General features: G+C 71.7%; 24 protein-coding genes and 1 riboswitch. Of the genes, 7 read left to right on the forward strand and 17 right to left on the reverse strand.

Features of this window, described 5'->3' with window-relative positions; genetic code table 11:
* Nucleotides 1-461 precede the first annotated feature (461 nt).
* Together PUR53_RS04360 and PUR53_RS04365 are read right to left on the reverse strand one after the other, a co-directional pair.
* Nucleotides 462-2066, reverse strand: coding sequence for an amidohydrolase (locus PUR53_RS04360; protein ID WP_329907424.1), 1605 nt, complete (start codon nt 2064-2066; stop codon nt 462-464).
* 240 nt (nt 2067-2306) lie between these two features.
* A complete protein-coding gene (locus PUR53_RS04365; protein ID WP_033532524.1) occupies nt 2307-2747 on the reverse strand; it encodes an Lrp/AsnC family transcriptional regulator in 441 nt (146 codons plus the stop codon).
* Between the two features lie 268 nt (nt 2748-3015).
* On the opposite strand from PUR53_RS04365, the gene PUR53_RS04370 reads away from it, so the two are divergent.
* Together PUR53_RS04370 and PUR53_RS04375 are read left to right on the forward strand one after the other, a co-directional pair.
* On the forward strand, nt 3016-3474 hold the full coding sequence (locus tag PUR53_RS04370; protein ID WP_239752377.1) for a hypothetical protein: 459 nt from the start codon (nt 3016-3018) through the stop codon (nt 3472-3474).
* Between the two features lie 133 nt (nt 3475-3607).
* Nucleotides 3608-3907 (forward strand): hypothetical protein, encoded by a 300-nt coding sequence (locus PUR53_RS04375; protein ID WP_329901369.1) that lies wholly within the window; start codon nt 3608-3610, stop codon nt 3905-3907.
* Here the strand turns inward: PUR53_RS04375 and PUR53_RS04380 are convergent.
* On the reverse strand, nt 3870-5048 hold the full coding sequence (locus PUR53_RS04380) for an acyl-CoA dehydrogenase family protein (protein ID WP_329907458.1): 1179 nt from the start codon (nt 5046-5048) through the stop codon (nt 3870-3872). The genes PUR53_RS04375 and PUR53_RS04380 overlap by 38 nt on opposite strands.
* Before the next feature lie 365 nt (nt 5049-5413).
* Between PUR53_RS04380 and PUR53_RS04385 the strand changes: the two genes are divergently transcribed.
* Nucleotides 5414-6667, forward strand: coding sequence for a glycoside hydrolase family 18 protein (locus PUR53_RS04385; protein ID WP_329901370.1), 1254 nt, complete (start codon nt 5414-5416; stop codon nt 6665-6667).
* A 78-nt stretch (nt 6668-6745) separates the two neighbouring features.
* Here the strand turns inward: PUR53_RS04385 and PUR53_RS04390 are convergent, their stop codons facing one another.
* From PUR53_RS04390 to PUR53_RS04400, 3 genes are all read right to left on the reverse strand, one after another.
* Complete coding sequence (locus tag PUR53_RS04390) at nt 6746-7405, reverse strand: TetR/AcrR family transcriptional regulator (RefSeq protein ID WP_329901371.1); 660 nt, start codon at nt 7403-7405, stop codon at nt 6746-6748.
* Between the two features lie 103 nt (nt 7406-7508).
* Nucleotides 7509-7655, reverse strand: coding sequence for an SCO1431 family membrane protein (locus tag PUR53_RS04395; RefSeq protein ID WP_329901372.1), 147 nt, complete (start codon nt 7653-7655; stop codon nt 7509-7511).
* A 149-nt stretch (nt 7656-7804) separates the two neighbouring features.
* A complete protein-coding gene (locus tag PUR53_RS04400) occupies nt 7805-9187 on the reverse strand; it encodes a peptidase C39 family protein (protein WP_329901373.1) in 1383 nt (460 codons plus the stop codon).
* Nucleotides 9188-9360: 173 nt separating this feature from the next.
* On the opposite strand from PUR53_RS04400, the gene PUR53_RS04405 reads away from it, so the two are divergent.
* Nucleotides 9361-10014, forward strand: coding sequence for a uridine kinase family protein (locus tag PUR53_RS04405; protein WP_329901374.1), 654 nt, complete (start codon nt 9361-9363; stop codon nt 10012-10014).
* Between the two features lie 433 nt (nt 10015-10447).
* The gene (locus tag PUR53_RS04410; RefSeq protein WP_329907425.1) at nt 10448-12322 is read left to right on the forward strand and encodes an AAA family ATPase; all 1875 of its coding nucleotides are present in this window, start codon (nt 10448-10450) and stop codon (nt 12320-12322) included.
* A 151-nt stretch (nt 12323-12473) separates the two neighbouring features.
* On the opposite strand, the gene PUR53_RS04415 is transcribed toward PUR53_RS04410, so the two are convergent.
* The 9 genes from PUR53_RS04415 to PUR53_RS04455 form a co-directional block, all read right to left on the reverse strand.
* A complete protein-coding gene (locus tag PUR53_RS04415) occupies nt 12474-13562 on the reverse strand; it encodes a hemolysin family protein (RefSeq protein WP_329901376.1) in 1089 nt (362 codons plus the stop codon).
* A complete protein-coding gene (locus tag PUR53_RS04420; protein WP_329907426.1) occupies nt 13559-15064 on the reverse strand; it encodes a hemolysin family protein in 1506 nt (501 codons plus the stop codon). Before PUR53_RS04420 ends, PUR53_RS04415 begins: the two co-directional genes overlap by 4 nt.
* Nucleotides 15065-15308: 244 nt before the next feature.
* Entirely contained in the window at nt 15309-15773 is a 465-nt protein-coding gene (locus tag PUR53_RS04425; RefSeq protein ID WP_329901378.1) for a PH domain-containing protein, read from the reverse strand.
* A 20-nt stretch (nt 15774-15793) separates the two neighbouring features.
* Nucleotides 15794-16669 (reverse strand): ATP phosphoribosyltransferase, encoded by an 876-nt coding sequence (gene hisG, locus PUR53_RS04430; RefSeq protein WP_329907427.1) that lies wholly within the window; start codon nt 16667-16669, stop codon nt 15794-15796.
* A gap of 47 nt (nt 16670-16716) precedes the next feature.
* A complete protein-coding gene (locus PUR53_RS04435; protein WP_239752388.1) occupies nt 16717-16989 on the reverse strand; it encodes a phosphoribosyl-ATP diphosphatase in 273 nt (90 codons plus the stop codon).
* A 34-nt stretch (nt 16990-17023) separates the two neighbouring features.
* Nucleotides 17024-17509 (reverse strand): 6,7-dimethyl-8-ribityllumazine synthase, encoded by a 486-nt coding sequence (gene ribH / locus PUR53_RS04440; protein ID WP_045557284.1) that lies wholly within the window; start codon nt 17507-17509, stop codon nt 17024-17026.
* A gap of 49 nt (nt 17510-17558) precedes the next feature.
* Nucleotides 17559-18848, reverse strand: a complete 1290-nt coding sequence (locus tag PUR53_RS04445) for a bifunctional 3,4-dihydroxy-2-butanone-4-phosphate synthase/GTP cyclohydrolase II (RefSeq protein WP_329907428.1) — start codon at nt 18846-18848, stop codon at nt 17559-17561.
* Complete coding sequence (locus PUR53_RS04450; protein ID WP_329901381.1) at nt 18845-19477, reverse strand: nicotinamide mononucleotide transporter family protein; 633 nt, start codon at nt 19475-19477, stop codon at nt 18845-18847. The genes PUR53_RS04445 and PUR53_RS04450 overlap by 4 nt, the downstream gene beginning before the upstream one ends.
* The gene (locus PUR53_RS04455; protein ID WP_329901382.1) at nt 19474-20094 is read right to left on the reverse strand and encodes a riboflavin synthase; all 621 of its coding nucleotides are present in this window, start codon (nt 20092-20094) and stop codon (nt 19474-19476) included. Before PUR53_RS04455 ends, PUR53_RS04450 begins: the two co-directional genes overlap by 4 nt.
* A gap of 155 nt (nt 20095-20249) precedes the next feature.
* A riboswitch (FMN riboswitch) is annotated at nt 20250-20380 on the reverse strand.
* Nucleotides 20381-20750: 370 nt separating this feature from the next.
* Between PUR53_RS04455 and PUR53_RS04460 the strand changes: the two genes are divergently transcribed.
* Nucleotides 20751-21509 (forward strand): SDR family oxidoreductase, encoded by a 759-nt coding sequence (locus PUR53_RS04460; RefSeq protein ID WP_329907429.1) that lies wholly within the window; start codon nt 20751-20753, stop codon nt 21507-21509.
* Between the two features lie 18 nt (nt 21510-21527).
* On the opposite strand, the gene PUR53_RS04465 is transcribed toward PUR53_RS04460, so the two are convergent.
* Nucleotides 21528-22784: an ROK family transcriptional regulator gene (locus PUR53_RS04465; protein WP_329907430.1), complete on the reverse strand. Its 1257-nt coding sequence runs from the start codon at nt 22782-22784 to the stop codon at nt 21528-21530.
* A 185-nt stretch (nt 22785-22969) separates the two neighbouring features.
* Between PUR53_RS04465 and PUR53_RS04470 the strand changes: the two genes are divergently transcribed.
* Complete coding sequence (locus PUR53_RS04470) at nt 22970-24181, forward strand: MFS transporter (protein ID WP_329907431.1); 1212 nt, start codon at nt 22970-22972, stop codon at nt 24179-24181.
* Between the two features lie 23 nt (nt 24182-24204).
* Here PUR53_RS04470 and PUR53_RS04475 read toward each other — a convergent pair whose 3' ends face one another.
* Nucleotides 24205-25371: a glycoside hydrolase family 6 protein gene (locus PUR53_RS04475; RefSeq protein WP_329907460.1), complete on the reverse strand. Its 1167-nt coding sequence runs from the start codon at nt 25369-25371 to the stop codon at nt 24205-24207.
* Nucleotides 25372-25458: the final 87 nt, after the last annotated feature.

The following is a 25458-nucleotide window of genomic DNA, read 5'->3' on the forward strand; positions in this document are numbered from 1 at the left end:
TGTCGGCCGGTGTCCAGAGGGGTGTCGATTCCACAGCGGGGAGGGGTGGCGCCCGCTGCGGATGGGGGCCCGGCGCCCTTCGGGCCGACCTGGGGCCCGCTGGCTGCGGGTCGACCGAAAGCCGTTGTCTACTGAACGTCCGGGCCCCACCCGGGTCGCACCTACCCGACCGGGCCGGAACGTTCCCTCGCCGGAGCGCGAACCCTGGGCCTGGCTCCCAGTGGTGGTGCGCCGGTGCGGCACACCGCCCCCTGACCCAGCGGCGCTTCGACGACCGCGCGGAAGTTCCCCCGGTCGGACGTCCGGTGGTGGACCCGGCAGAACCTACCGGCCCCCCGCGGCCAACTGTCAACTGCCGTTTGACCTGCGACGATTCCCTCAAATGCCTGGTCGGCGGGGAGGACCCGCAGGTCGCGCGGCGCGTCGGCGAGCCATGATCGGCTCCCCGCCGTCCCGGGAGATCACTCGCCCGGCCGTACGAAAACCGTGCGCCCCGCCACCACGGTCCGCAGACAGACGGGCAGGTCGGAGCCGGGGCTCAGATCGGGCAGACCGGGGGTGCCGGAACGGGGGTCGGTGGACCAGCGGGCGACGCGGTCGTCGGGGGCCTGGACGACGAGTTCGCCGGTGCGCCACACCGCGTAGTCCGCGGGGGCTCCCGGCACGAGAACGCCCGCGTCGTCCCGTCCGATCGCCCGCCAGCCGCCCCGCGTGTGCGCCGTGAACGCGGCGCGTACGGAGACCCGGTGCTCCGGCGTGCGGTGGAAGGCCGCCGCCCGGACCGTGCCCCAGGGGTCGAGGGCCGTGACCGGGCTGTCGGAGCCGAACGCCAGGGGCACGCCGGCGCGCAGCAGGGCCGCGAACGGGTTCAGGGTGCGGGCGCGGACGGTGCCCAGCCGCTGGGCGTACATGCCCTCCTCCCCGCCCCACAGCGCGTCGAACGCGGGCTGGACGGAAGCGGTGAGGCCGAGTTCGGCGAAGGCGGCGACGCTGTCCGGGGTGAGCATCTCGGCGTGCTCGACGCGGTGCCGCGCCGCCCGCACCCGGGGCAGACCGGTCTTCTCGGCCGCGGCCCGCACGCCTTCGACGACCGAGGCCACCGCCGCGTCGCCGATGGCGTGGAAGCCCGCCTGGAGGCCCGCCTCGGTGCAGGCGACCACATGGGCGGCCACGGTGTCGGCGTCCAGGTAGGCCGTGCCGGTGTGGGCGGCGTCGGCGTACGGCTCGTGCAGGCATGCCGTGTGCGAGCCGAGGGCGCCGTCGACGAAGAGGTCGCCTGCGGCGCCGACCGCGCCGAGGGCGCGCGCCTTCTCCACGTCGCGCTCCGCCCAGTAGCCGACCACGCGCGGGCCGGGCTCCTCGGTGGAGAGCCTCAGCAGCCCCGTGAAATCGTCCTCGGAGGAGATCTCGGGGCCCGCGCACTCGTGGACCGAGCCGATGCCGAGCGAGGCGGCGTGGGCGAGCGCGGCACGCTGGGCCTCGGTGCGCTGGACGGGGGTGATGGCACCGAGGGCGGTGGCGCGTACGGCGTGGTGGGCGTCGCGGGTGAGAGGGCCGTCCTCGAAGGCGTCGGCGCCCGGGACCAGGTCCAGCAGGGCGGTGGTGACGACCGCCGAGTGGACGTCGATCCGGCTCAGGTAGAGCGGGCGTCCGCCGGTGGCCTCGTCGAGTTCGGCGCGGGTCGGGGGGCGGCCCCCGGGCCAGCGGGCGGCGTCCCAGCCGTGGCCGAGGAGGACGCGGTCGGAGGGGCGGGCGGCCGCGAATTCCCGTACGAGAACGAGCGCGGCCTCCAATGAAGGGGCGGCGGAGAGGTCGAGGCCGGTGAGCGCGAGGCCGGTGGCGGTGGTGTGCACATGGGCGTCGGTGAAGGCCGGGGTGACCAGGGCGCCTTCGAGGTCGACCACCTCGTCGACGCCGGCCGCGAAGGCGTCGGCGGCGCCCTCGGAGCCGACCCAGGCGATCTGGCCGTGCTCCACGACCATCGCGGTGGCGAACGGGTCGGCGGGGCTGTGGACTTCTCCACCGCGGAGCAGCACGGTGTCCGACGGGGCGGTGCGATCACTCATGGGGACAGTCTCGCGTGTGCGGGGTGCCGCGACGCACTTGGGCCGCGGTTTCCAGGCACCCGGCGCTGTCGGCTGTGCCCACCCGTTCCGCCCTGCGGAACGACTGCCCACAGTGGTGAGCAGCCGACGACAAGCAGACGGGCGGTAGACCGGCAGGCGGTGGCGGTCGCACCGGGCCGCGCCGCACCGTGTCCCGCCGCGCCGCACCGCGCCATGTCCCGCCGTGCCGTGCCGTGTCGCTCAGATCCTCGGGGGCCTCGCCTCGTACGGCGTGGAGAGGACGACCGTCGTCCGTGTCGAGACCCCGGCCAGGGACCGTAGCCTCGCCAGGAGTTCCTCCAGTTCGTGCGGGGTCGCCACACGGACCTTGAGGATGTAGTTCTCGTCGCCGGCGACGCTGTGGCAGGCCTCGATCTCCGGGACGCCCGCGAGGCGTTCGGCGATGTCGTCGGGGGCGCTGGGGTCGAACGGTTTGACCGAGATGAACGCGGTCATCGGCAGCCCGACGGCCTCCGGGTCGACGACCGCGGCATAGCCCCGGATGACGCCACGCTGCTCGAGTCGGCGCACACGCTGATGCACCGCCGACGTGGACAGGCCCGTGGCCTTGCCCAGGTCGGTGTAGCTCATCCGCCCGTCCGCGACGAGCAGCTGCACGATCTGTCGGTCCAGCTCCTCCATGGCGCAAGAACCTACAGGGCGGTTGATCTCCTCCGATACCTGAGCGGCGCAGGTCATGCCCGGTTCGTGATGTGCCTGAGAGCCACCTGTGAGCCATACGGGTGACAGCCGGACCTTGCGGGGCAACCGCGAGCGGCATGTGACGAAGGCCACAGCACCCGAACAGGCTTCGTGATGATCTCGTGATTACCGCCAAGACGGGACGGGAAGTGCTTGCTGTGGTCGAGGCCGCAGTGCCGTCACGGCCCAGCCCGAGGGGGAGAATCCCATGCAGAGTCTTAAGCGCCCTGGTCGTACCGCACCCAAGCGGCTCCAGGCGGTCGTCGAGCCCGAGCCGGAGGGCGTCGAACCGGACGACGAGTTCGACGCGTACGACACCTTCGAGATGTTCCGGGTGATCTGCCCGGACTGCGCTCAGCCCATCGCGTTGCTGTCCGACGAGGACAGCCTGCCCGAGCACGCGCGCGTCGTGTCGCCGTGGAACCCGTTCGGGCTCACGGTCTGCGCCGGCACCGGCCGTTCGGCGAGCGAGGCCCGCTCGGCCGACGAGTCCGTGGAGCCGCAGGAGCAGGAGACCGCGCTGCTGCTGACGCTCCCTCAGGGCCTCGACTGGCGGACCCAGCCCTTCTCGCACGTCGGCGGCCCGGGCTCGCGCCCGATGCGCGTGCCGGTGATGCGGCGTCAGCAGCCCGAGCAGCGCCAGGCCGATCAGCGTCAAGCCGCCTGATTCCGGGCCCGCTTCGGCCCACCCTCTCCGCGCCCGGCGGGCAGGCACGTCCTGCCCCGTTAGGTTCCGGCGCGAACTCAGACACGATTCCCGGGAACGGTGACCGGCTCGCCCTCGTGCGCGTTGGCCCGGTATGACCCCAACTTTTTCGGTGACCGGGAGTCGGCGTCACATCTTCGTGCCGGCTTCGGCAGAATCGCTTCCGCAAGGGTCGGCCCAGCAGCAGGACCCGCCCATCTACCGGGCGTTGATGCGTACTTGGGCCGACCGGGGCCGCACCCTGCCGGGGCGTCACGATCCGGAGTGGGTGCGACTGGTGACGCCGCCGAGCGGCCTCGACCAGTTCGGCACCCCCTCGGACCCCTTCGCGGCGCCCGACTTCTTCCGTGGCTCGTTCAGCGTGACTCGGGCCCCGCGAGGTGACGGGCGATGACCATCCGCTGGATCTGATTGGTGCCCTCGACGATCTGGAGCACCTTGGCCTCGCGCATGTACCGCTCGGTGGGGAAGTCCGCCGTGTAGCCGTACCCGCCGAGGATCTGGACGGCGTCCGTGGTGACCTTCATCGCGGCGTCGGTGCACAGCAGCTTCGCCATGGCCGCCTGCTTGGAGAACGGCCTGCCCGCGTCGCGCAGCCGTGCGGCGGAGAGGTAGAGCGCGCGTCCCGCCTCCACCTGTGTCGCCATGTCGGCGAGCATGAAGCGCAGCCCCTGGAAGTCGGAGATCGGCCGTCCGAACTGCTGCCGCCCGGTGGCGTAGGCGACCGCTTCGTCCAGTGCCGCCTGGGCCACGCCGATCGCGCAGGCCGCGATGCCGAGCCGGCCGGAGTCAAGCGCGGACAGGGCGATCGCGAAGCCCTGGCCCTCCTCGCCGATCCGCCGGCTGTCGGTGACACGCACCCCGTCGAAGTGGAGCTGCGCGGTGGGTGAGCCCTTCATGCCCATCTTCTTCTCGGGTGCCGCGGCGCTCAGCCCCTCGGCGTCGCCCGGCACCAGGAAGGCCGTGATGCCCCGGGAGCCGGAGCCCTCGCCGCCTGTGCGGGCCATCACCGTGTAGAAGTCCGCGATGCCGCCGTGGGTGATCCAGGCCTTGGTGCCACTGATCACCCAGTCGTCGCCGTCCCGCACGGCCTTGGTCCGCAGGGACGCGGCGTCCGAGCCGGACGAGGGCTCGGAGAGGCAGTAGGCGCCGAGCAGACGGCCCCCGAGCATCGCCGGCAGATGCTCGACCTGCTGCTCCTTGGTGCCGTAGTTGGCGAGGGCGTGGCAGGCGAGGGTGTGGACGCTGACTCCGAGGCCGACGGTGAGCCGGGCCGTGGCCAGCTCTTCCAGGGCCTGCAGATAGACCTCGTACGGCTGATCGCCACCGCCGTGTTCCGCTTCGTACGGCAGGCCGAGCAGTCCCGACTCGGAGAGCAGGCCGAAGAGTTCGCGGGGGAAACGGCCGGCGTCCTCCTCCTCGGCCGCGTGCGGGGCGATCTCCCGCTGCGCGATCTCACGGACGAGCGAGATCAGATCCCGGGCCTCTTCCGTGGGCAGTTGACGGTCCACCGGCTGCGCGGCGCGGTCGGGCATGGCGACGCTCTCCTCCCTGTCGGGCACTGCGGCGGACACGCACCGGGGATGAGGTGGTGCCGCCGGGTCTCACGTGCCACAGCCGATGGTCCTCCTCCGGATCACGGAAGCCGCTGATCAGCGGCGGTGGCGCTTGGAGTATGCCCGATCCGGAGCAGCCAGTCACCAGTTAACGACCGTTCATTAGGACACATTCGGCGACCGCCACGACCCGGCCCGGAATTGGTCCGAACCATTGACCCCAGTGGTCTAGTCCTCTACGTTCTCCCCCAACAACGCGACTTCGCGTTCACGCCATCGGCACAGCAGGTCCAGCAGGTCCAGGCAGCACCCTCCCCGCCTCGCTCCCCTCCCCCGGAGTCACGATGCTCAGACCGCACAACCCCCGCGTCCCCGTCCGGACGCTCGTCGCCGCCACGTGTTGCGCCGCCCTCGGTGCCGGGCTCCTCGCAGGAGCGGGCACCGCGACCGCGACCTCCACCTCCGCGACGCCCGACTCCCAGCAAGCCGCGCCCGGTGCCGCCCGGTCCAAGGTCGTCGGCTACTTCATCGACTGGGGCATCTACGGCCGCAAGTACTACGTCAAGAACATCGAGACGTCCGGCTCGGCGAAGAAGCTCACGCACATCAACTACGCCTTCGGGAACGTCGTCGACGGCAAGTGCGCCCTCGGCGACGCCTGGGCGGACACCGACAAGCCCTTCACCGCCGAGGAGTCCGTGGACGGCGTCGCGGACACCGCGGACCAGCCGCTGAGCGGCAACTTCAATCAACTGCTCAAGTTGAAGAAGCTGCACCCGAACCTCAAGATCGTCTGGTCGTTCGGCGGCTGGACCTGGTCCGGCGGCTTCGGTGAGGCGGCCAAGGACCCGGAGGCCTTCGCGAACTCCTGCTACGACCTGGTCGAGAACTCCCGGTGGAAGGACGTCTTCGACGGGATCGACATCGACTGGGAGTACCCGAACGCCTGCGGCCTCACCTGTGACACCAGCGGCAGCGAGGCCTTCGAGGACCTGATGGCCGCGCTGCGTAAACGATTCGGCAAGAAGGAGCTCGTCACCGCGGCGATCACGGCCGACGCCAAGCCCGGCGGCAAGATCGACGCGGCGGACTACGCGGGCGCCGCCAAGTACGTCGACTGGTACAACCCGATGACGTACGACTACTTCGGCGCGTGGGACTCGACCACCGCCCCGCACTCGCCGCTGTACCCGTACCCGGGCATCGCCGACCCGCACTTCAACACCGCCGCCACCATCCACAAGCTGAAGAGCCTCGGCATCCCGTCCTCCAAGCTGCTGCTCGGCATCGGCTTCTACGGCCGCGGCTGGACCGGGGTCACCGGCTCGGCACCCGGCGGCACAGCCACCGGCCCGGCGGCGGGCACGTACGAGGCGGGCTACGAGGACTACAAGGTGCTCAAGGAGAAGTGCCCGGCCAACGGGATCGTCGGCGGCACCGCGTACGCCAAGTGCGGGGACGACTGGTGGAGTTACGACACCCCGCGGACCATCAAGGGGAAGATGGCGTACAAGGACGCGCAGGGTCTCGGCGGCACCTTCTTCTGGGAGCTGAGCGGCGACACCGCCGACGGTGAGCTGATCAAGGCGATCAAGTAACCACCGCGACGGGGGACTCGGGGTGGGGGTCGGTCGGCGGACCCCCACCCCGAGTGCGTTTCACGCGGCTGCGCGGGCTCAGACGTCCCGGCGGGCCGGCTCCGGCGCGAGATAGGCAGGGGCGAGCTCCTCGATGGCGCGCAGCGAGCCGCCCAGCATCTTGACGAGCAGGTCGCGCATGGTGTCGCGGGGCAGCTGCGGGCGGTCGATCCAGTCGAGGGTGGCACCCTCGACCGCGCACACCCAGCCGAACAGGCCCATGCGGGCCAGCGGTTCGATGTCGGTCCTGCCGTACGCGCCCTCGGCGATGGTGGCGACGATCGCCTCGCGGACGCCGTCCCGGATGGCGTGCACCTGGGCGTCGAAGCCGACGCCCCCACTGACGATCGTGCGGTAGGCGGCCTGGTTGTCCTCCGCGTACCGCAGATAGCAGTCTATGGTCCGGTGGACCCGTTCCACGGGCGGCAGTTGGAGCCCGCTCGCCGCGAACGAGATCAGGTCGGCCACCGAGTCCTCGACGATCGCGAGGTAGTAGCCGCGCTTGGACTTGAAGTAGTAGTAGATCAGTCCCTTGGCCACGTGCGCCTGTCGCGCGATGTCGTCCATGGACAACGTGTCGTACGAGGTGTCGGCGAACAACTTGCGCCCGATGGAGATGAGTTCGGCGCGGCGCGCCAGCGAACGGTCGGTGCCGCGGGCCCGCGGCGGTTCGACTCCACGCTGTTGACTGCTATTCAATTTCGGTCCTGGTCTCCAACTGCCAGCGGGACAACCGCAGTATGGCAGACCCCCACCACCAGCTTGTTCGACTCTGATCGACAGAATCGACCGGCGGATCAGGTCACAGCAGACCCAGCTGGGCCACCAGCATCGCGACGACCACGACCAGGGTCCAGCCCATCACGTGCTCGACGATCTTCGGGCCGTCGTCCTCGGGCCCGCCCGTGCGGGTCCGGACGCGGATGGCGGTGGCGGAGGTCGCGGTCATGGCAGCTCGCTGGTGTGATCGGTGTGCGGTGGGCTCCCCCCACCGCCCTGTCCACCTTGCCACCGCATGGGCGGTTCGCGGCCGAGACCTTGGTCACATGTCGGCGCGGCCCCGTCGTCCGGGAGCCGCGCCGCACATGGCCCGCCGCGTCAGCGGATGCCCACCGCCGAGAGCGCCGCGCGCTGGCGGGCCGTGGGACGCGCCGGGAAGTACAGGTAGCAGACCCCGCCGGTGCCGGAGACGACCTTGCCGGAGGCGTTGTACCGCTTGGTGCGCAGCCAGATGTTCTCCCACTCGCGCCGCCGGTAGACCCGGCGCACCGCCTCGTTGGTCGGCGAGTTCGGGTCGTTGGCGATGACGTCGCCGTCGGCGGTGAAGCCGATCACCGTCATCAGGTGCCCGGCGGTGCCGTAGCCCGCGCCCGTCAGTTCCTCCGCGAGGAACGACTGGGAGGTGATCGCCGGGATGCCCGCCGCGATCAGCGTCTCCAGCTCGGTGAGCGAGCCCAGCCGGGTCACCACGCCCTGGAGGTCCTTGTAGGTGGCGGCGTACGCGGCGTTGAAGGGCCAGTTGCCGCAGCCCTCGTACTGGTAGTCGAAGGTGAACCGCGCCGCGTGGCACACCTGCGGGTCCGTGAACGCCGGGTCGACCCAGGCCAGGTCGGCGGCGCTGGGCTTCCGGCCCCAGAACTCTATGACCATCTGCGAGGAGGTGGGGCTGCACCAGGCCTCGCCCCCGTTGTCGTACTCGGGGTACCGGCCCTTGTGGATCTCCTGCGAGTAGCGCGGGACGTCCAGCTCCCGGGCGACTCCGGGCGTCGTGGCGGGGACGGTGAAGCGGTCGGGGACGTCGGAGCCCATCGCGCCGAGCCGCCAGACCGTGGGGGTGAGCCGGGTGCCGGGCGTGCGGTACAGGGTCAGGCGCAGCCGGTACGAGGCCAGACGCAGGCCGGTCGCCGGGTCGTCGATCGCGAAGGTGTCCGTCCAGACGCTGCTTTTGCCGTCCTTCTGGCCGTCGACGGAGGTCCGTCTGATGTCCCGGTCCCCGGCCGCCCACCGGCCGAGCACGTACCAGGGCGTGTCGGTGCCGTCGGAGTACGTGCCCTGGAGGTCGATCCCGATCCAGGTGCCTTCGGGGGTGTGCGCGTTCCAGGACGCGATGGCCTCGGTGGCGGGCACCGTGAGCCGGTGCACCGGGGAGGTCCAGGTCGCGTACTCCCAGGCGGCCGTGCGCCCGGTGTGCGGGTCGGTGTAGTCGGCGGTCCCGAGCGGCGTGTCGATCACCAGCCCCGGCCGTGTCCCCGCCTTCGCCAGGGTGCCCCGGGCGCTGCCCGAGCACCAGTCGGCGTACGAGGTCCAGGCGCGGTAGTCGGTGAAGCGTTCCGGTGCTCGCGCGGGGCGGACGAGGGCGTGGCCCCGGCCGCTCGTGGTGTCTGCGACCGCCTGACTCGTCGCTCCCCCGGCCGCCGCGGCGGCGGTGGCGACGGCGGCGGTCAGGACGGTCCTGCGGGACGGCTCGGAGAGGCTCGTCATCTGTGGGTGACCCCCAGTGGTCCGGAAGGAACGGTTCAGACGCACGGCTGTTCGCCCACTATGGACGCCGGGGAACGACTTCTGCCAGCACCGCGCGCCGCGCCACGCCCGCCAATATTGGTCGACACCGGTGGCGTACCCCGAGGCCGCGCGGCACCGTGTTGAATCCACGTATGCACGCCTCCCCCTCCCCCGCGGACCCCGCCGTCGACGACCTCGCCGCCCGGCTGCGACGGCTGGCGCCGTCCTGCGGGCCGGTCCGGCTGGTGGGGGTCGACGGGCACGCCGGGTCCGGGAAGAGCACCTTCGCCGGGCGGCTGGCCGACGCGCTCGGCAGCGCCCCGGTCCTGCATCTCGACGACATCGCCACGCACGAGGAACTGTTCGCGTGGACGGATCGCCTGCTGGACCAGGTGATCGAGCCGCTGCGCCAGGGGCGGAGCGCGCGCTATGCCCCGTACGACTGGCGTGAGCGCCGCTTCCGCCCCGCGCGTGTGCTGCCGAGTGCGCCCGTGGTCGTCGTCGAGGGGGTGGGCGCGGGCCGGCGTGTGCTGCGGCCGCATCTGGCGTGGCTGGTGTGGATGGAGGTGGCGGAAGGGGAGGCCTGGGCGCGGGGGCGGGCACGGGACGGGGCGGAGCAGGGTGAGTTCTGGGCGGGATGGGTCCGGGCGGAGCGTCGGCATTTCGCCGGGGATCCTTCTCGGCCGTTCGCCGATCAGCTGATTCGGCCGGGAAACAGGGGGTACGAGGTGCTCACGGGACCTGCGACGACTCCCGGATCGGCACCTCACCTCACTCAGGGTGACGGGCCATCCGCACTGTGCTGAACCTGTGAAGACGGCCGTCCGAGAAGTCCTCCGAGTGCTCCAACTCGGCTTGACCGAGGGGCCGTACAGGACTTACGTTCTCAATGTGCGGTCATTCGATACCGCCCACATACGCGAAGCCCCCGGTTGTTCCCCCGTGATCGGGGGCTTCGTTCTGCCTTTTCGCGGCTTTCCGGAACTCCCGGCACACCATTCCTTCACCCTCGGTCACCGTCCGCAATGCGCCCCGTCTGCTCCCACCTCGTAGGACGAGGGCTGCGGCACCCTTCGAAGGGCGAGGGACCCGCAGGTACGATGCCCAAGGTGCGACCTTCGGACGGCAGCGGCAACGCACCGGCGCAACTCCCGTCCGCGGCACAGCGGTTCGACGAAGGCTGCCGACGGGCACCGGCCCGTTCGGTTTCCAGCGGGGGCACGGTTTGTGGGGGACGTGATGGACTTCGGCTCGCGGGGCCCCGAGGCCCCGGCCGACCTCGCCTGGCTGCGAGGCGTGGACGCCTACACGATGGGCGCCTATCCGCAGGCGGAGGAGGAGTTCCGCGCCGCGGTGCGGATGGATCCGGGGATGGCCGACGGCTGGCTCGGGCTGCACGCGCTACGGGTGGACACGACGACCGCGCTGCTGCGGATGTTCCGGCACCGGGAGCGCTTCGGGGAGCAGCGCTCCCGGCACCGCCGCACCCTCAACTCCTGGTACTGGCTGGGCTGGTGGGTGCAGCCGGTGCTGGAGAGCCCGCGTGATCTGCTCCTCGCGCACGCCTCCCACTGGCTGGACGGGCGCCATGTGCCCGAGCTGGACCGGGCGCTCGCGGGGCTGCCGCCGGTCGACGCGGACCACCAGGTGCGCTTCCTGCACGCCTGCCGCTCCTACCTGGTCAAGGACTGGGAACAGCTGGTCCGGCACACGGATCCGCTGCTCGACGATCCACTGCTGGGGATCGAGGCCGGCCTGTTCGGCGGGATGGCCCGGGTCCGGCTGGAGACCTACGGGCAGGCCGAGCCGCTGCTCTCCGCGGCGCTGATGCGCTGCCGCAGCGAGCAGCCGCAGCGCAAGGAGCTGCGGTACTGGCTGGCCCGCGCGCACGAGGGCACGGGGCGCAGCGCGGCCGCGCTGCCGCTGTACCGGGCGGTGCACCGGGTCGACCCCGCCTTCATGGACACCTCCGCGCGCCTGGCCGCGATCGCCGAGGGAGACGGGTACGACGACGACGCGAGCGACTTCGCCGCGATCGCGCTCGCCGGGATCGGGCAGGACGTGCTCGACGGCGACGGCCTGGAGCCGTTCTTCGACGCCGAGGGCCGGGATCTGAAGGTGTCGGATCCCGGACCGCCGCCGTCGGGCGGGCTGCCGCCCGAGGCCGGTGACACCTTCGTTCGGGAGAAGTCCGTGGTGCCGGTGGAGCCGCTGTCCCTGCCGGCCGGGCCGACGGATCCGGAGCTGCTGGAGGAGGCGCTCGCGGAGCTGGAGCGGATGGTCGGGCTGGAGCCGGTGAAACGGCAGGTCAAGGCGTTGTCCGCGCAGCTGAACATGGCGCGGTTGCGGGCGGGGCAGGGCTTGCCGGTGCAGCCGCCCAAGCGGCACTTCGTCTTCTCCGGTCCGTCCGGGACCGGGAAGACGACCGTGGCGCGAATACTGGGCCGGGTCTTCTACGCGCTCGGGCTGCTGGGCGGCGACCATCTCGTCGAGGCGCAGCGCGCGGATCTCGTGGGCGAGTACCTCGGGCAGACCGCCGTGAAGGCGAACGAGCTGATCGACTCGGCGATCGGCGGGGTGCTGTTCGTGGACGAGGCGTACTCCCTGTCCAACTCCGGGTACGGGAAGGGGGACGCGTACGGGGACGAGGCGCTTCAGGTGCTGCTGAAGCGGGCCGAGGACAACCGGGATCATCTGGTCGTGATCCTTGCCGGGTATCCGGAGGGAATGGACCGGCTGCTGGCGGCCAACCCCGGGCTGTCGTCCCGGTTCACGACGCGTGTCGACTTTCCGTCCTACCGGCCGTTGGAGCTGACCTCCATCGGGGAGGTGCTCGCGGCGGACAACGGGGACGTGTGGGACGAGGAGGCGCTCGACGAGTTGCGGTCGATCTCCGGGCATGTCGTGGAGCAGGGGTGGATCGACGAGCTCGGGAACGGGCGGTTTCTGCGGACGTTGTACGAGAAGAGTTGTGCGTATCGGGATCTGCGGTTGTCGGGGTATCCGTCGATTCCCACGCGGGATGATCTGTCGACCTTGCGGCTGCCGGACCTGATGCAGGCGTACGGGGAGGTTCTGTCGGGGCGGGGGCCCGGGGAGGCTTCGGCGATGTGAGGTTTCCTCGCCCCCGCCGCCCCTACCCGTCCCCTCCTGAAGGGGCTGCGCCCCTTCGACCCCCATGCGCGGGTCCGGTGGGGTTGCTCGCGCAGTTCCCCGCGCCCCTGAAAGGCCTGCGGCCATTTCATCAGGGGCGCGGGGAGCTGAGTCAGCTTGCGAGGGCCTCCTTCGGGGTTTCGCTGCCCCTTGGTTCCGTCACGCGGACCGGCTGGATCTCTCGGTGGGCCGGGTCGCGGACCTCGCCGACCAGGAGTTCCAGGACGTCCTCCAGGGCGGCGAGGCCCAGCACCTTGCCGGAGGCGTCCGCGACCTGGGCCAGGTGCGTGGCGGCCCGCCGCATGACCGTCAGCGCGTCGTCCAGCGGCAGCTCCGCGCGGAGGGTGGTCATGGGGCGCCAGATCTGCTGGGGGACGGCGCGCTCGGAGTCCTCCAGGTCGAGGACGTCCTTGACGTGGAGGTAGCGGCCCATGAACGCGCCGTTCTCCGCGACCACCGGGAAGCGGGAGTAACCGGTACGGGCGGTCAGCGCCACGACCTGCGCGGGCGTCACCGAAGGCACCACCGTCACCAGGGTGTCCCGCTTGAGCAGGACGTCCGTCACCGGGCGGGAGCCCAGCTCCAGCGCGTCCTCCAGGCGCTCCTGCTCCTCGGGGTCGAGCAGCCCGGCCTGACCGGAGTCCTCGACCAGTCGGCTCAGCTGGACGCTGGTGAAGACGGCCTCGACCTCGTCCTTGGGCTCGACGTGGAAGAGCCGCAGGACCACGCGGGCACAGGCACCGAGACCGATCGTGACCGGCTTGCACAGCCTCGCGAAGGCCACCAGCGCCGGGCTCAGCCACAGCGCCGTCTTCTCCGGCGCCGCCATCGCCAGGTTCTTCGGCAGCATCTCCCCGATGACGAGGTGGAGGAAGACGACCACGGCCAGCGCGATGACGTAGCCGAGGGGGTGGATCATGCCGTGCGGCAGATGGATGGCCTCGAAGACCGGCTCCAGCAGCTTGGCCACCGTCGGCTCGGCGACCGCGCCCAGCGTCAGTGAGCAGACGGTGATGCCGAACTGGGCCGCCGCCATCATCTGGGGCAGGTTCTCCAGGCCGTAGAGGACCTGGCGTGCCCGGGTGGTCCCCAGTGGTTCGATCTGGCTGCGGCGGACGGAGACCAGGGCGAACTCGGCGCCGACGAAGAAGCCGTTGGCGAGCACGAGGAGCAGGGCGAACAGGAGTTGGAGCATGCTCATCGGGTTGCCTCCACGGCCGAGGCGGGGTTCGTGACGGGGGTGGGGCCCGTGGCGCGGGCAGCTTCGGTGACGGGCGTGGGACGTGTACCCCGGGTCGCTCCCGTGACGGAGGTGGGTTCCTTGACGAGGGTGGATTCCTTGACGGCAGCGGGTTCCGTGCCGCGGGTCCCCTTCCTGTCAGGGACGGTCTCCTTGACGGGAGTCATGCGGACCAGGCGTACGCGCTCCGCGCGGTAGTGGCCGACCTGGCGTACCGACAGCCGCCAGCCGGGCAGTTCGGCGCGGTCGCCGGGGGCCGGGATGCGGCCGAGCAGGTCGGCGACGAGGCCGGCGACCGTCTCGTAGGGGCCCTCCGGAACGTCCAGGCCGATCCGCTGGAGCACATCGACCCGGCAGCTGCCGTCGGCGTCCCAGGCGAGGTGGCCGTCCTCGGGCGGGGCGGCGGCGAGTTCGGGCCGCTCGTGCCCGTCGTGCTCGTCGCGCACCTCGCCGACCAGTTCCTCGACGATGTCCTCCAGGGTCACCACCCCGGCCGTACCGCCGTACTCGTCGACGACGACGGCGATGGGCTGCTCGCTGCGCAGCCGGGCCAGCAGCGGCTGCACGGGCAGCGACTCGGGGACGAGCAGCGGCGTCCTGGCGATCCTGCCGACCGGGGTGTGCAGCCGGTCGTGGGCCGGGATCGCGAGAGCGTCCTTGAGGTGGGCCATGCCGACGATCTCGTCGATCCGCTCCCGGTAGACGGGGAAGCGGGAGAGGCCGGTGGCGCGGGTCAGGTTGACCACGTCCTCGGCGGTGGCCGTGGACTGCAGGGCGCTGACCTTGACGCGCGGTGTCATCACGTTCTCCGCGGTCAGCTCGCCCAGGGAGAGCGTGCGGACGAACAGGTCGGCCGTGTCCTGTTCCAGGGCGCCGGCCTGGGCCGAGTGCCGGGCGAGGGAGACCAGTTCGCCGGGGGTGCGGGCGGAGGCCAGCTCGTCGGTGGGCTCGACGCCGAAGGCGCGGACCAGACGGTTGGCGACCGCGTTGAGGGCGGCGATGACCGGGCGGAAGAGGCGCGAGAAGACGTGCTGGGGGCCCGCGACGAAGCGGGCGACCTGCATGGGCTTCGACACCGCCCAGTTCTTGGGGACCAGTTCGCCGATCACCATCTGCACGGCGGAGGCCAGCAGCATGCCGACGACCACGGACACACCGGACACGGCGCCTTCGGGTATGCCGATGGCGGTGAAGGGGCCGTGGAGTATCTCCGCGAGCGCGGGTTCGGCGAGCATGCCGACGACGAGCGAGGTGATGGTGATGCCGAGCTGGGTGCCGGAGAGCTGGAACGACAGCTCCTTGAGCGCGTCCACCACCTTGTGGGCCCGGCGGTCGCCCTCGGCGGCGGCCTTCTCGGCCTCCGGTCGTTCGACCGTGACGAGGCCGAACTCGGCGGCCACGAAGAAGCCGTTGGCGAGGATCAGCAGGAACGCGGCTCCGAGGAGCAGCAGGGGGATGGTCATGCCGCCGCCTCGGTATCTCGGGAGGGGGCGGCGCAGGTACTACAGGACGATCCGTCCATCGCTGGAGGGAGTCACTCCTCGAATAGCAGGGAGCCCCTGCCTTCCGGGGTGGAACGACAGAGACGGAGGCGCGACGAAAACGCCTCCGCCAACAGATTAATCAAGACAGGGGCCGGTGCGGCAGGGGCGACGGCCCCGAGTCGGCCCTGATCTTCAGTCGGATCGGCCCTGATCTTCGATCGGGTCAGCCCTGCTGCTGCTCGGGCTCGGCGACCGAGCGGCTCTCCACCAGCGCGCGGAGGGTCCGGGCGTCCTCGATGGCGTGCTGCTTGGCGATGCCCGGCTGGATGCCGAGCGCGGGCAGGCTGGTGCCGTCGGTGAGGTCGAGGAAGACCCAGGGGTCGCCGACCCGCAGGTTCACCTGCACGATCTCGGCCCAGCCCAACTGCCGCCGCGCTGTGATGTTGACGACGGTCACACCGGACTCGTCGGCGACCACCTTGGGCCGGGAGAGCATGCACAGCACTCCGGCCAGCATGGCCGCCGTGAAGACGAAGCTGAGGCGTTCCCCCGGGCCGAGTGTGGGCAGCAGCAGTGCGACGACCGTGATGACGACGAAGATCGCGCCCGCGGCGGTCAGCAGCACGGCCCGGGTACGGCCCGGCCGAAAAGTGACGGGCAGGGCGGGGAGGGGGGACTGGTCCGGCATGGCGTACGACTCCCCGGCCGTCAGAGGCGGCAGGCGTGGATGGCGGTGGTCAGGATGGCCCGGGCTCCGATGTCGTACAGATCGTCCATGATCCGCTGGGCCTCCTTGGCGGGGACCATCGCACGGACGGCGACCCAGCCCTCGTTGTGCAGCGGCGAGACGGTCGGGGACTCCAGGCCGGGGGTGAGCGCAACGGCCTTCTCCAACTGCTCGACGCGGCAGTCGTAGTCCATCATCACGTAGGTCCGGGCGACGAGGACGCCCTGGAGGCGGCGCAGGAACTGCTGCACCTTGGCCTCGTGTTCCGAGGACTCCGAGGACTCCGAGGCCGTGGCGGCGCCGACGCGGCGGATGACGACGGCCTCGGACTTCATGATCGGCTCGCCGAAGACCTCCAGGCCGGCGTTGCGCAGGGAGGTGCCGGTCTCGACGACGTCGGCGATGACCTCGGCGACGCCCAGCTCGATGGCGGTCTCGACGGCGCCGTCGAGGTGGACCACGGAGGCGTCGATGCCGTTGTCCGCGAGGTGGCCCGCGACGATGCCCTCGTAGGAGGTGGCGACCGTCTTGCCCTTGAGGTCCGCGACGCCGTTCGCCGTTCCCGGCTTGGAGGCGAAGCGGAAGGTGGAGCGGGCGAAGCCGAGCGGGAGGATCTCCTCGGCGTTGGCGCCGGAGTCGATGAGCAGGTCCCGGCCGGTGATGCCGATGTCGAGGCGGCCGGAGGAGACGTAGATCGCGATGTCGCGGGGGCGGAGGTAGAAGAACTCCACCTCGTTGACCGGGTCGACGATCCGCAGTTCCTTGGACTCGCGGCGCTGCTGGTAGCCGGCCTCATGCAGCATCTCCCCCGCAGGGCCGGACAGGGAACCCTTGTTGGGGACGGCGATGCGCAGCATGAGGCGAGCTTCCTTTGCGTGAGAGGTGAGGTGCGGAACGGGCTGGCTTACAGGTGGGCGTACACGTCGTCCAGGGAGATGCCGCGGGCGACCATCATCACCTGGACGTGGTAGAGCAGCTGCGAGATCTCCTCGGCGGCGGCTTCCTTGCCCTCGTACTCGGCGGCCATCCACACCTCGGCGGCCTCCTCGACGACTTTCTTGCCGATGGCATGGACGCCCTTCTCGACCAGTTCCGCGGTACGGGAAGTGGCGGGGTCGCCGGTGATGGCCTTCTGCTGGAGCTCGGTGAAGAGCTCCTCGAACGTCTTCTTGGACATGGTGACGCTCAGCCTATGCCACACCGGCGTTTCGTCAGCGCCACGGTTCAGATACTGAGCGGAGGGTGGCCGCCGTCGCCACCGCCGCCGTCACCGCCTCGTGGCCCTTGTCCTCGTTGGAGCCCTCGATGCCGGCGCGGTCCAGGGCCTGCTCCTCGGTGTCGCAGGTCAGTACGCCCATGCCGACGGGGACGCCGGTGTCGACGGAGACCTGGGTGAGGCCCTGGGTGACGCCCTGGCACACGTACTCGAAGTGGGGGGTGCCGCCGCGGATGACGACGCCGAGGGCGACGATGGCGTCGTAGCCGCGGCCCGCGAGGACCTTGGCGACGACGGGGAGTTCCCAGCTGCCGGGGACCCGCAGCAGGGTCGGCTCGGTGATGCCCAGGTCGCGCAGGGCGCGCAGGGCGCCTTCGACGAGGCCGTCCATCACCTTCTCGTGCCACTGCGCCGCGATGACCGCGACGCGCAGGTCGCCGCAGTTGCGTACGGACAGTTCGGGTGCGCCCTTGCCGCTCACGTTGCTCCTTGGTTCCTGGAACTCTTCTTCGTGGATCTTGCCGCTGGTGTTACTGGTTGCCGCAGGTGGACGCGGTGGTCGTGTCCAGCCACGGCAGGTCGTGGCCCATCCGGTCCCGCTTGGTGCGCAGGTAGCGGAGGTTGTGCTCGCCCGCGCGGACGGGCATCGGCTCGCGGTCGGTGACGACGAGGCCGTGCCGGACGAGGGCGTCGGTCTTCTCGGGGTTGTTGGTCATCAGGCGCACACCGCGCACACCCAGGTCCCGCAGGATCTGCGCCCCGGCGCCGTAGTCCCGGGCGTCGGCGGGCAGGCCCAGCTCCAGGTTGGCGTCGAGGGTGTCGCGGCCGAGTTCCTGGAGTTCGTACGCGCGCAGCTTGGAGAGCAGTCCGATGCCGCGGCCCTCGTGGCCACGCAGATAGACGACGACGCCCCGGCCCTCGGTGGCGATGCGCTGGAGGGAGGTCTCCAGCTGGGGGCCGCAGTCGCAGCGCAGGGAGTGGAAGATGTCGCCGGTGAGGCATTCGGAGTGGACCCGGACGAGGACGTCCTCGCCGTCGCCGATCTCGCCGTGGACGAGGGCGACGTGTTCGACGCCGTCGACCGTGGAGCGGTAGCCGTAGGCCGTGAAGTCACCGAAGGCGGTGGGGAGTTGGGTCTTCGCCTCGCGCTTGACGGTGGGCTCGGAGCTGCGGCGGTAGGCGATCAGGTCCTCGATGGAGATGATCGTCAGGCCGTGCTTGCGGGCGAACGGGATCAGTTCGGGCAGGCGCAGCATGCGGCCGTCCTCGCCGGCGATCTCGACGATCACGCCGGCCGGGCGCAGGCCCGCGAGACGGGCGAGGTCGACGGCGGCCTCGGTGTGGCCGTCACGCACGAGCACCCCGCCGGAACGGGCGCGCAGCGGGAAGATGTGGCCGGGACGGACGAAGTCGCCGGGCTCGGCGGTGCCACTCGCCAGGAGCTGGAGGGTGGTGGCGCGGTCGGAGGCGGAGATGCCGGTGGTGACGCCGTGCTGGGGTCCCGCGTCGACGGTGACGGTGAAGGCGGTGCGCATCGACTCGGTGTTCTGCTGCACCATCTGCGGCAGTTCGAGCCGGTCCAGCTCCTCCGCCTCCATGGGGGCGCAGATCATGCCCCGGCACTCGCTCATCATGAAGGCGATGATCTCGGGGGTGGCCTTCTCGGCGGCGATGACGAGGTCGCCCTCGTTCTCGCGGTTCTCGTCGTCGACGACCACGACGGGGCGGCCCGCCGCGATGTCGGCGATGGCCTGCTCGACCGGGTCGAGCCCGAACTCCTCGATGTCGTCGGTGCTGTAGAGGATCGGCGCCGTGCTCATGCGGGGGCTCCTTCCAGGGCGGGCTTGCGGGAGCGCAGCCACCAGTCGCGCATGCCCCACAGGACGAGCGCGCCGTAGATGATGTAGACGAATCCGGAGAACGCGTAACCGTTGGCGAAGTTGAGGGGTACGCCGACGAGGTCGACGAGCAGCCAGGCGAACCAGAACTCGACCATGCCGCGTGCCTGGGCGTACATGGCGACGATGGTGCCGGTGAAGATGTAGGCGTCCGGCCAGGGGTCCCAGGACAGGGTCGGGAAGGCGGTGAAGAGGCCGCCGACGGCGAGGGTGCCGAGCACGGCGCCGGCGATCAGGTAGCCGCGCTCGCGCCAGGTGGCGAAACGCGGGGTGATGGCACCGTCCGCGGACTGCCCCTTCGTACGGTTCCACTGCCACCAGCCGTACGCGGCGACGGCCATGACGATGACCTGCTTGCCGGCGCTGCCGGTGAGGTGGCCGACGAAGGCGCCGAAGAGGACGAGGCCGGAGAGGAACTGCACGGGCCAGTTCCACAGGGAGCGGACCGCGCCGAGGGCGAGGGCGATCAGCCCGAGGATGTTGCCCACCATGTCCGACCAGAGGATCTGCTGGCCGAAGGCGGTGAAGGCGACGGTGTTCAGGGAGTTCACCGTCCCGCTCCCTCGGTCTTCGCCGCGCCCTGGTTGCCCAGCAGGCGCTCGACGTACTTGGCGATGACGTCGACCTCCAGGTTGACCGGGTCGCCGGGCTGCTTGCGGCCGAGCGTGGTCAGGTCGAGCGTGGTCGGGATGAGGCTCACCGTGAAGTAGTCGGGACCCGCGTCGACGACGGTGAGGCTGATGCCGTCGACGGTGATGGAGCCCTTCTCGACGACGTACCGGGTGAGGTCCGCCGGGAGCGAGATCTTGACGATCTCCCAGTTCTCGGAGGGCTTGCGCTCGATGACCTGGCCCGTGCCGTCGACGTGGCCCTGCACGATGTGCCCGCCGAGGCGCTCGCCGACGGCCATCGGGCGTTCGAGGTTGACGCGGGAGCCGACGCCGAGGGCGCCGAGGCTGGAGCGTTCGAGGGTCTCCGCCATGACGTCGGCGGTGAACCAGTCGTCCCCGTGCTCCACGACCGTGAGACAGACACCGTTCACGGCGATGGAGTCGCCGTGCTTCGCGCCCTCGGTGACGACGGCGCCGCGCAGACGGAAGCGGGAGGAGTCGCCGAGATTCTCGACGGCGGTGACCTCACCCAGCTCTTCGACGATTCCGGTGAACACTTCCCGGGTCCTCCTGCCTCATAGGGCACGGACTCCGGGGCTGTCGAAGACGACAGACAGAGCGGACCGCGGCACAGGGAGCGACGCCGCGTAGAAGACCCACCCCTGTCGAGGTGGGCCAAAAACAGACGGCGGCGCGCACGCATGCTCGCCCGCCGCGCACTGCCTCCCATCCGGACTTTAACCGTCGGTCCAGGAATTTCACCTGGTCAACCGGCCGCTGGAAGCGACCGGGTCGCGGACTATAACCGCCGGTTCGGACTTTCACCGACCCCGGAGTGCGCTGCTTCTGGTACATGGCCAGTGTGCCACGCCCGATCGGCACCCATGCGGGTGAGGGCTGTGGGGTGGCTCACAGGAAGCATCACTGGACTTCTCCGGCGGACACCGACGGGTTTCGGCTATCACTGACCAAGGGTCAACTTCCGTCACGGCGGCCCCACTCGAGGGCCGCGCGACCCATTGACCAGCTTGGTCTAGTCCTTTTAAAGTCTGCGGTCGCGGTACCCGCCTCGAACGGCCCGGCGGCGGTGACGACGGCCCTTGCCCCGCCGCCGGGTCCCCCGCACTGCCGACCCGGGCCGAGACGCGCAGGCTGGAGGTCGTGGGACGGCCGCCGCGTGGGTGGTTCCGCTCGCCGACGCGAAGGAAACAGCATGACCACGATCCTGGTGACCGGTGGCACCGGCGTCCTCGGGCGCCCCCTCGTCGAGCGGCTGCGGGCGGCCGGACACGATGTACGCGTCCTCAGCCGGCACGCCCAGCCCTACGCCGTCGACCTCGTCGCGGGCGGGAGCGGGCTGGAGGCGGCCGTGGCGGGGGTGGACACGATCGTGCACTGCGCGACGTCGCCGCGCGGGGGCGACGAGAAGGCGGCGGAGCACCTGATCAAGGCGGCGCGGCGGGCCGGGGTCGGCCATCTCGTCTACATCTCGATCGTCGGGGTGGACCGGGTGCCGCTCGGCTACTACCGGTCCAAGCTGGCGGTCGAGCGGCTGGTCGAGGGGTCCGGGCTGGGCTGGACGACCCTGCGCGCGACCCAGTTCCACGACCTGGTCGTGCTGCTCTTCCAGAGTCTCTCCAAGCCGCCGGTCATGATGCTCCCCGCCGGGGTGAGCGACCAGCCCGTCGCGGTCACCGAGGTCGCGGACCGGCTGGCGGAGCTGGCCGTGGGTGCCCCCGCCGGCCGCGTCGACGACCTGGGCGGCCCGGAGGTCCTCAGCTTCCCCCGGCTGGCCCGCGCCTACCTGTCGGCCACCGGCCGCCGCCGCCCCCTCGTGAACGTCCCGCTGTTCGGCAAGGCCTACCGCGGCTTCCGCGCCGGCGGCCATCTCACGCCGGGGCGCGCCGTGGGCAAGGTGACGTTCGCGGAGTACCTGGAGCAGCGGTTCGGGGCGGCGCCGGGCAAGGGGTGAGGGCGAGGGGCGTCCGGGCTACCGCGCGGGCGATCCGAACAGGTCGTCCTGGGCCGCCTCCCGGGCCATGAGCAGCGCGCCGCGCAGGACGGCGGTCCCGCCGAGGCCACTGGCCCGCACCTCGGTCGGCAACGGCGACATCGTCTTCAGCCGCTTCCCCACCCTGCCGGCGAGTTCGTCACCGCCGGCCCGGCCGACCTCGCCGCCGAGCACCACACAGCCGGGGTCGAGCACGGCGACGACCGAGGCCACGCCGATGGCCACGCGGTCGGCGAGGGCGTCGAGGAAGGCGGCGCGGGAGGCGGTGTCGGAGGCCGTGTGAGAGGTGGGCGGCGTCGAGGTCGCCGCGCCGCCGGGCGCCGTGAGGGCGGTCGTCGTGAGGGCGGTCGCCGCCGTGCGCACCAGCGTCGCCGCGTACGGCTCGTGCGCCGCGGCCTCGGCCGTGACGCCGTGTGCGGCAGCCAGTGCGACCACCGCCGCCGCGCCGCCGAGGGAGTGGAAGCCGCCCTCGCAGTCGACGGCGGAGGGGACCGTGGCCGTGCCCGGGACAGGGAGGAAGCCGATCTCGCCGGTGCCGCCGGAGGCGCCGCGCCGGAGGTGGCCGTCGAGGACCACGGCGGCGCCGGTGCCGAGGCCGAGCCAGAGGAGGACGAAGGTGTCGCGGTCGCGGGCGGCACCGTCACGCTGTTCGGCGAGCGCGGCGAGGTTGGTCTCGTTCTCCACGAGGACCTGGGCGGGAAGCCGTTCACCGAGGGCTGCGACCAGGCGGCGGTGCCAGGCGGGGAGGCCGCTGGAGTCGCGGAGTTCGCCGGTGGCCGGGTCGATCAGACCGGGGGCGCCGATCGCCACCGTGTGCAGCCGGTCGGCGCCCGCCTCCTTGGCGGCGCGCTCCACCAGGGCCACCGCCTGCTCCACCGCGGGCCCCGTGCCGGCGTCGTCCGCGATCGGGACGGACGCCCGCGTCAGCTCCGTACCGATCAGGTCGGCGACGACGACCGAGACCCCCTCGGTGCGCACGTCGACGGCGGCGAGGTGCGCGCGGTCGGCGACGATGCCGTGCACCCGGGCGTTGGGCCCGCGCCGCTGCTCCCCCGACTCCCCCACGACCTCGATCAGCCCGGCGGCCGTGAGGCGCTCCACGAGGTCGGCGACGGTGGGCCGGGACAGACCGGTGAGCTGCTTCAACTGCCCTGCCGTCAGCGGCCCTTCCTGCTGCAGCAGTCGCAGGGCGAGCCGGTCGTTGATGGCTCGGGCGGTGCTGGGTGATGCGGGCATGCCGGGATCCTCCCAGATAGGCGGCACCGCGGGGCGGTCGGCCCGGAGCGTCTGCTCCTCACCCCGCTCACTATCTATCAGGCAGGGTTCCTGATAGTTTACGCGAGCGCTACCGCCTAGGGGCCGAGGACATCCGGGAACCGGAGGGTCGAGGGCGGCAGGCGGATGATTCAGGGAGGCGGAGAATGAGTGCGGTGATCTACGAGCAGCGCGAGGTGAGGCGGGCGCGGTACGCCGTGGCGGCCGTGTTCGCGGTGCACGGCGCCGTCACCGGCTCGTTCGCGACCCGGGTGCCGTGGATCCAGGACCATGCGGGGGTCAGCGCCGGCCAACTGGGGCTCGCTCTCGCCTTCCCGGCGATCGGCGCCTCGCTGGCGATGCCGCTCGCGGGCCGTATCAGTCACCGGTTCGGCGCCCGTACGGCGTTGCGCGGACTGCTCTCGATGTGGACGCTCGCGCTGGTCCTGCCCTCCCTCTCGCCGAACCTCTGGACGCTCTGCCTCGCGCTGTTCGTGTACGGCGCGTCGGCGGGCATGTCGGACGTCGCCATGAACGCGCTCGGCGTCGAGGTCGAGAGCCGTCTCGGGAAGTCGATCATGTCGGGTCTGCACGGCATGTGGAGCGCGGGTGCCCTCGTCGGCTCGGCGGCCGGCACCCTCGCGGCGCACCTCGGGTCGGACGCCCGGCTGCACCACGTGCTCGCGGCGGCCGCGCTCACCGTCCTCGGACTGGTCGCCTGCCAGTGGGTACTGGATCTGCGGCCCACCGAGGACGAGGAGCCGCCGCCCCGGTTCGCGCTGCCGCCGAAGTCGGCGCTGCTGATCGGCGCGGTCGGCTTCTGCGCGGTGTTCGCGGAGGGGGCGGCCCTGGACTGGTCGGCGGTCTATCTGCGGGACCAGTTGGAGACCTCGGCCGGGCTCGCGGCGGCGTGCACCACCGGATTCATGCTGACCATGGCGGTGGCCCGGCTGGCGGGCGACGCGGTGGTCAACCGCTTCGGCTCGGTCCGCACGGTCCGGGTGAGCGGTGTGCTGGCCGCCCTCGGCGGGGTCCTCATCATCGTCGCGAACGCGCCGGCGGTCGCGATGACCGGGTTCGCACTGATGGGGCTCGGCATCGCGGTCGTCGTACCGCTCTGCTTCGCCGCCGCTGGCCGCAGCGGACCGAACCCCAGTCAGGCCATCGCGGGGGTCGCGACCATCACGTACACCTCCGGGCTCGTGGCGCCGAGCGCGATCGGCGGTCTGGCTCAACTGACCAGCCTGGTCGTGTCGTTCGGCCTGGTGACCGTGCTGGCGTGCGGCCTGGTCGCCTTCGCGGGCGTGCTGCGCACCAGCGACTCCGACCGCCCCCGAGTGTCCCTACCAAAGGTGACGCTGCCCGACCCGAAGGCCTGATCCGGCCGCCCGCGACGCCTCGCTCACCCCCGCGCCAGCTCGTACGCGTACCCCGGTGAGAACGTGCCCGCCCGCCCCCGGCAGCCGTCGGACTCGCCCGGGAGTTTCACCCACAGGTAGGCGTGGACGCGGGGCTCGCCGGTGGTGAGGGTGGGCGGGCGGCCGAGGCCGCGGCCGGTGGGGTCGCACCAGGCGCCGTCGGCCGGGGCGCCGTTGCCGTTGCGGCTGGTGTCGATGACGGCGCCGAGGCCCGCGGGAGCGCCGAGCGCGTCGAGGACCCGGCGGGTGTAGGCGACCTCCGCTTCCGTGCGGTTGAAGTTCGACACGTTGCTGAAGACACCGTCGGAGCCCTCGGGGGCGGCGGCGCCCGCCCGGCGCAGCAGCGCGGCCTGCTTGCCCGGGGTGTTCCACTGAGAGTGCCCGGCGTCGTAGTAGACGCGAGCGTCGGGGTTGGCCGCCTTGAGGACTCGGCCCGCGCGGGCGAGCGAGGCGAAGCGGTCGGCGCGGCCGCCGGCGGAGAGGCAGTCGGACTGGGCGATCGCGTCCGGCTCCAGGATCACGATGACGTCGTCCGAGCCCAGCCCGGCGGCGAACGCGTCGATCCAGGCGTCGTACGCGTCCAGGCTCGGCGACCCGCCCTGGGAGGCACCGCCGCAGTCGCGGTCGGGGATCGCGTACGCCACGAGGACCGGCACCTGGTCCCGCGCGGCGCCCCCGGAAGCGACCGCCGCGACCTGCGAGGTGAGGGCGGCGGGGTCGGGGGCGGTGAACCAGACGGCGGCGGGGCGGTCGGCGATGCCGGTCTCGATGGCGGCGCCGCGCGGGTCGTCGGGGTGGTCGCGGACCCAGTCGAGGACCTGGGAGTCGGGATGGCGGTAGAGCTCGCCGGGGCCGGTCCCCGGTGCCGCGCGCTGTTCGGTCCGCTCCGCCGGGGGCCGCGCTTCGGCCTTCACCGAGGGGCCGGGCGGGGGCGACGAGGGCGGGGTGCGCGGCGGGGAGGAGTGGTCCGGGGCGGGGCCGCCCCCTCCGGTCGGGCCGGAGAGGCCGGAAGGGGTGGAGGGGTCGGACGGAAGGGCCCATGAGCGGCTCGTCCGCGGTCGGGCCTCGTCGGTGCCTGTCTCGCCGCCCATCGCCGCCACCATGCCGGTGATCGTCCCGACGACGGCCACGAGCAACGCCGCGGCCGTCATGGCGCCGCGCCTCGCCGCCCGTCGGCGTTCGGCTCGGCGTGCGGCCAGACGCTGGGCGCGTAAGCCTGACACGTGGTGCTCCCCCCT

The organism is Streptomyces sp. SP18BB07 (assembly GCF_036322545.1).
Classification (GTDB): domain Bacteria; phylum Actinomycetota; class Actinomycetes; order Streptomycetales; family Streptomycetaceae; genus Streptomyces; species Streptomyces deccanensis.

Excerpts from the sequence above, each read along its gene's own strand:
- PUR53_RS04360 (WP_329907424.1), bottom strand. The coding sequence starts at position 2,066 with ATGAGTGATCGCACCGCCCCGTCGGACACCGTGCTGCTCCGCGGTGGA.
- PUR53_RS04365 (WP_033532524.1), bottom strand. The coding sequence starts at position 2,747 with ATGGAGGAGCTGGACCGACAGATCGTGCAGCTGCTCGTCGCGGACGGG.
- PUR53_RS04370 (WP_239752377.1), top strand. The coding sequence starts at position 3,016 with ATGCAGAGTCTTAAGCGCCCTGGTCGTACCGCACCCAAGCGGCTCCAG.
- PUR53_RS04375 (WP_329901369.1), top strand. The coding sequence starts at position 3,608 with ATGACCCCAACTTTTTCGGTGACCGGGAGTCGGCGTCACATCTTCGTG.
- PUR53_RS04380 (WP_329907458.1), bottom strand. The coding sequence starts at position 5,048 with ATGCCCGACCGCGCCGCGCAGCCGGTGGACCGTCAACTGCCCACGGAA.
- PUR53_RS04385 (WP_329901370.1), top strand. The coding sequence starts at position 5,414 with ATGCTCAGACCGCACAACCCCCGCGTCCCCGTCCGGACGCTCGTCGCC.
- PUR53_RS04395 (WP_329901372.1), bottom strand. The coding sequence starts at position 7,655 with ATGACCGCGACCTCCGCCACCGCCATCCGCGTCCGGACCCGCACGGGC.
- PUR53_RS04400 (WP_329901373.1), bottom strand. The coding sequence starts at position 9,187 with ATGACGAGCCTCTCCGAGCCGTCCCGCAGGACCGTCCTGACCGCCGCC.
- PUR53_RS04405 (WP_329901374.1), top strand. The coding sequence starts at position 9,361 with ATGCACGCCTCCCCCTCCCCCGCGGACCCCGCCGTCGACGACCTCGCC.
- PUR53_RS04410 (WP_329907425.1), top strand. The coding sequence starts at position 10,448 with ATGGACTTCGGCTCGCGGGGCCCCGAGGCCCCGGCCGACCTCGCCTGG.
- PUR53_RS04415 (WP_329901376.1), bottom strand. The coding sequence starts at position 13,562 with ATGAGCATGCTCCAACTCCTGTTCGCCCTGCTCCTCGTGCTCGCCAAC.
- PUR53_RS04420 (WP_329907426.1), bottom strand. The coding sequence starts at position 15,064 with ATGACCATCCCCCTGCTGCTCCTCGGAGCCGCGTTCCTGCTGATCCTC.
- PUR53_RS04425 (WP_329901378.1), bottom strand. The coding sequence starts at position 15,773 with ATGCCGGACCAGTCCCCCCTCCCCGCCCTGCCCGTCACTTTTCGGCCG.
- hisG (WP_329907427.1), bottom strand. The coding sequence starts at position 16,669 with ATGCTGCGCATCGCCGTCCCCAACAAGGGTTCCCTGTCCGGCCCTGCG.
- PUR53_RS04435 (WP_239752388.1), bottom strand. The coding sequence starts at position 16,989 with ATGTCCAAGAAGACGTTCGAGGAGCTCTTCACCGAGCTCCAGCAGAAG.
- PUR53_RS04445 (WP_329907428.1), bottom strand. The coding sequence starts at position 18,848 with ATGAGCACGGCGCCGATCCTCTACAGCACCGACGACATCGAGGAGTTC.
- PUR53_RS04460 (WP_329907429.1), top strand. The coding sequence starts at position 20,751 with ATGACCACGATCCTGGTGACCGGTGGCACCGGCGTCCTCGGGCGCCCC.
- PUR53_RS04465 (WP_329907430.1), bottom strand. The coding sequence starts at position 22,784 with ATGCCCGCATCACCCAGCACCGCCCGAGCCATCAACGACCGGCTCGCC.
- PUR53_RS04470 (WP_329907431.1), top strand. The coding sequence starts at position 22,970 with ATGAGTGCGGTGATCTACGAGCAGCGCGAGGTGAGGCGGGCGCGGTAC.
- PUR53_RS04475 (WP_329907460.1), bottom strand. The coding sequence starts at position 25,371 with ATGACGGCCGCGGCGTTGCTCGTGGCCGTCGTCGGGACGATCACCGGC.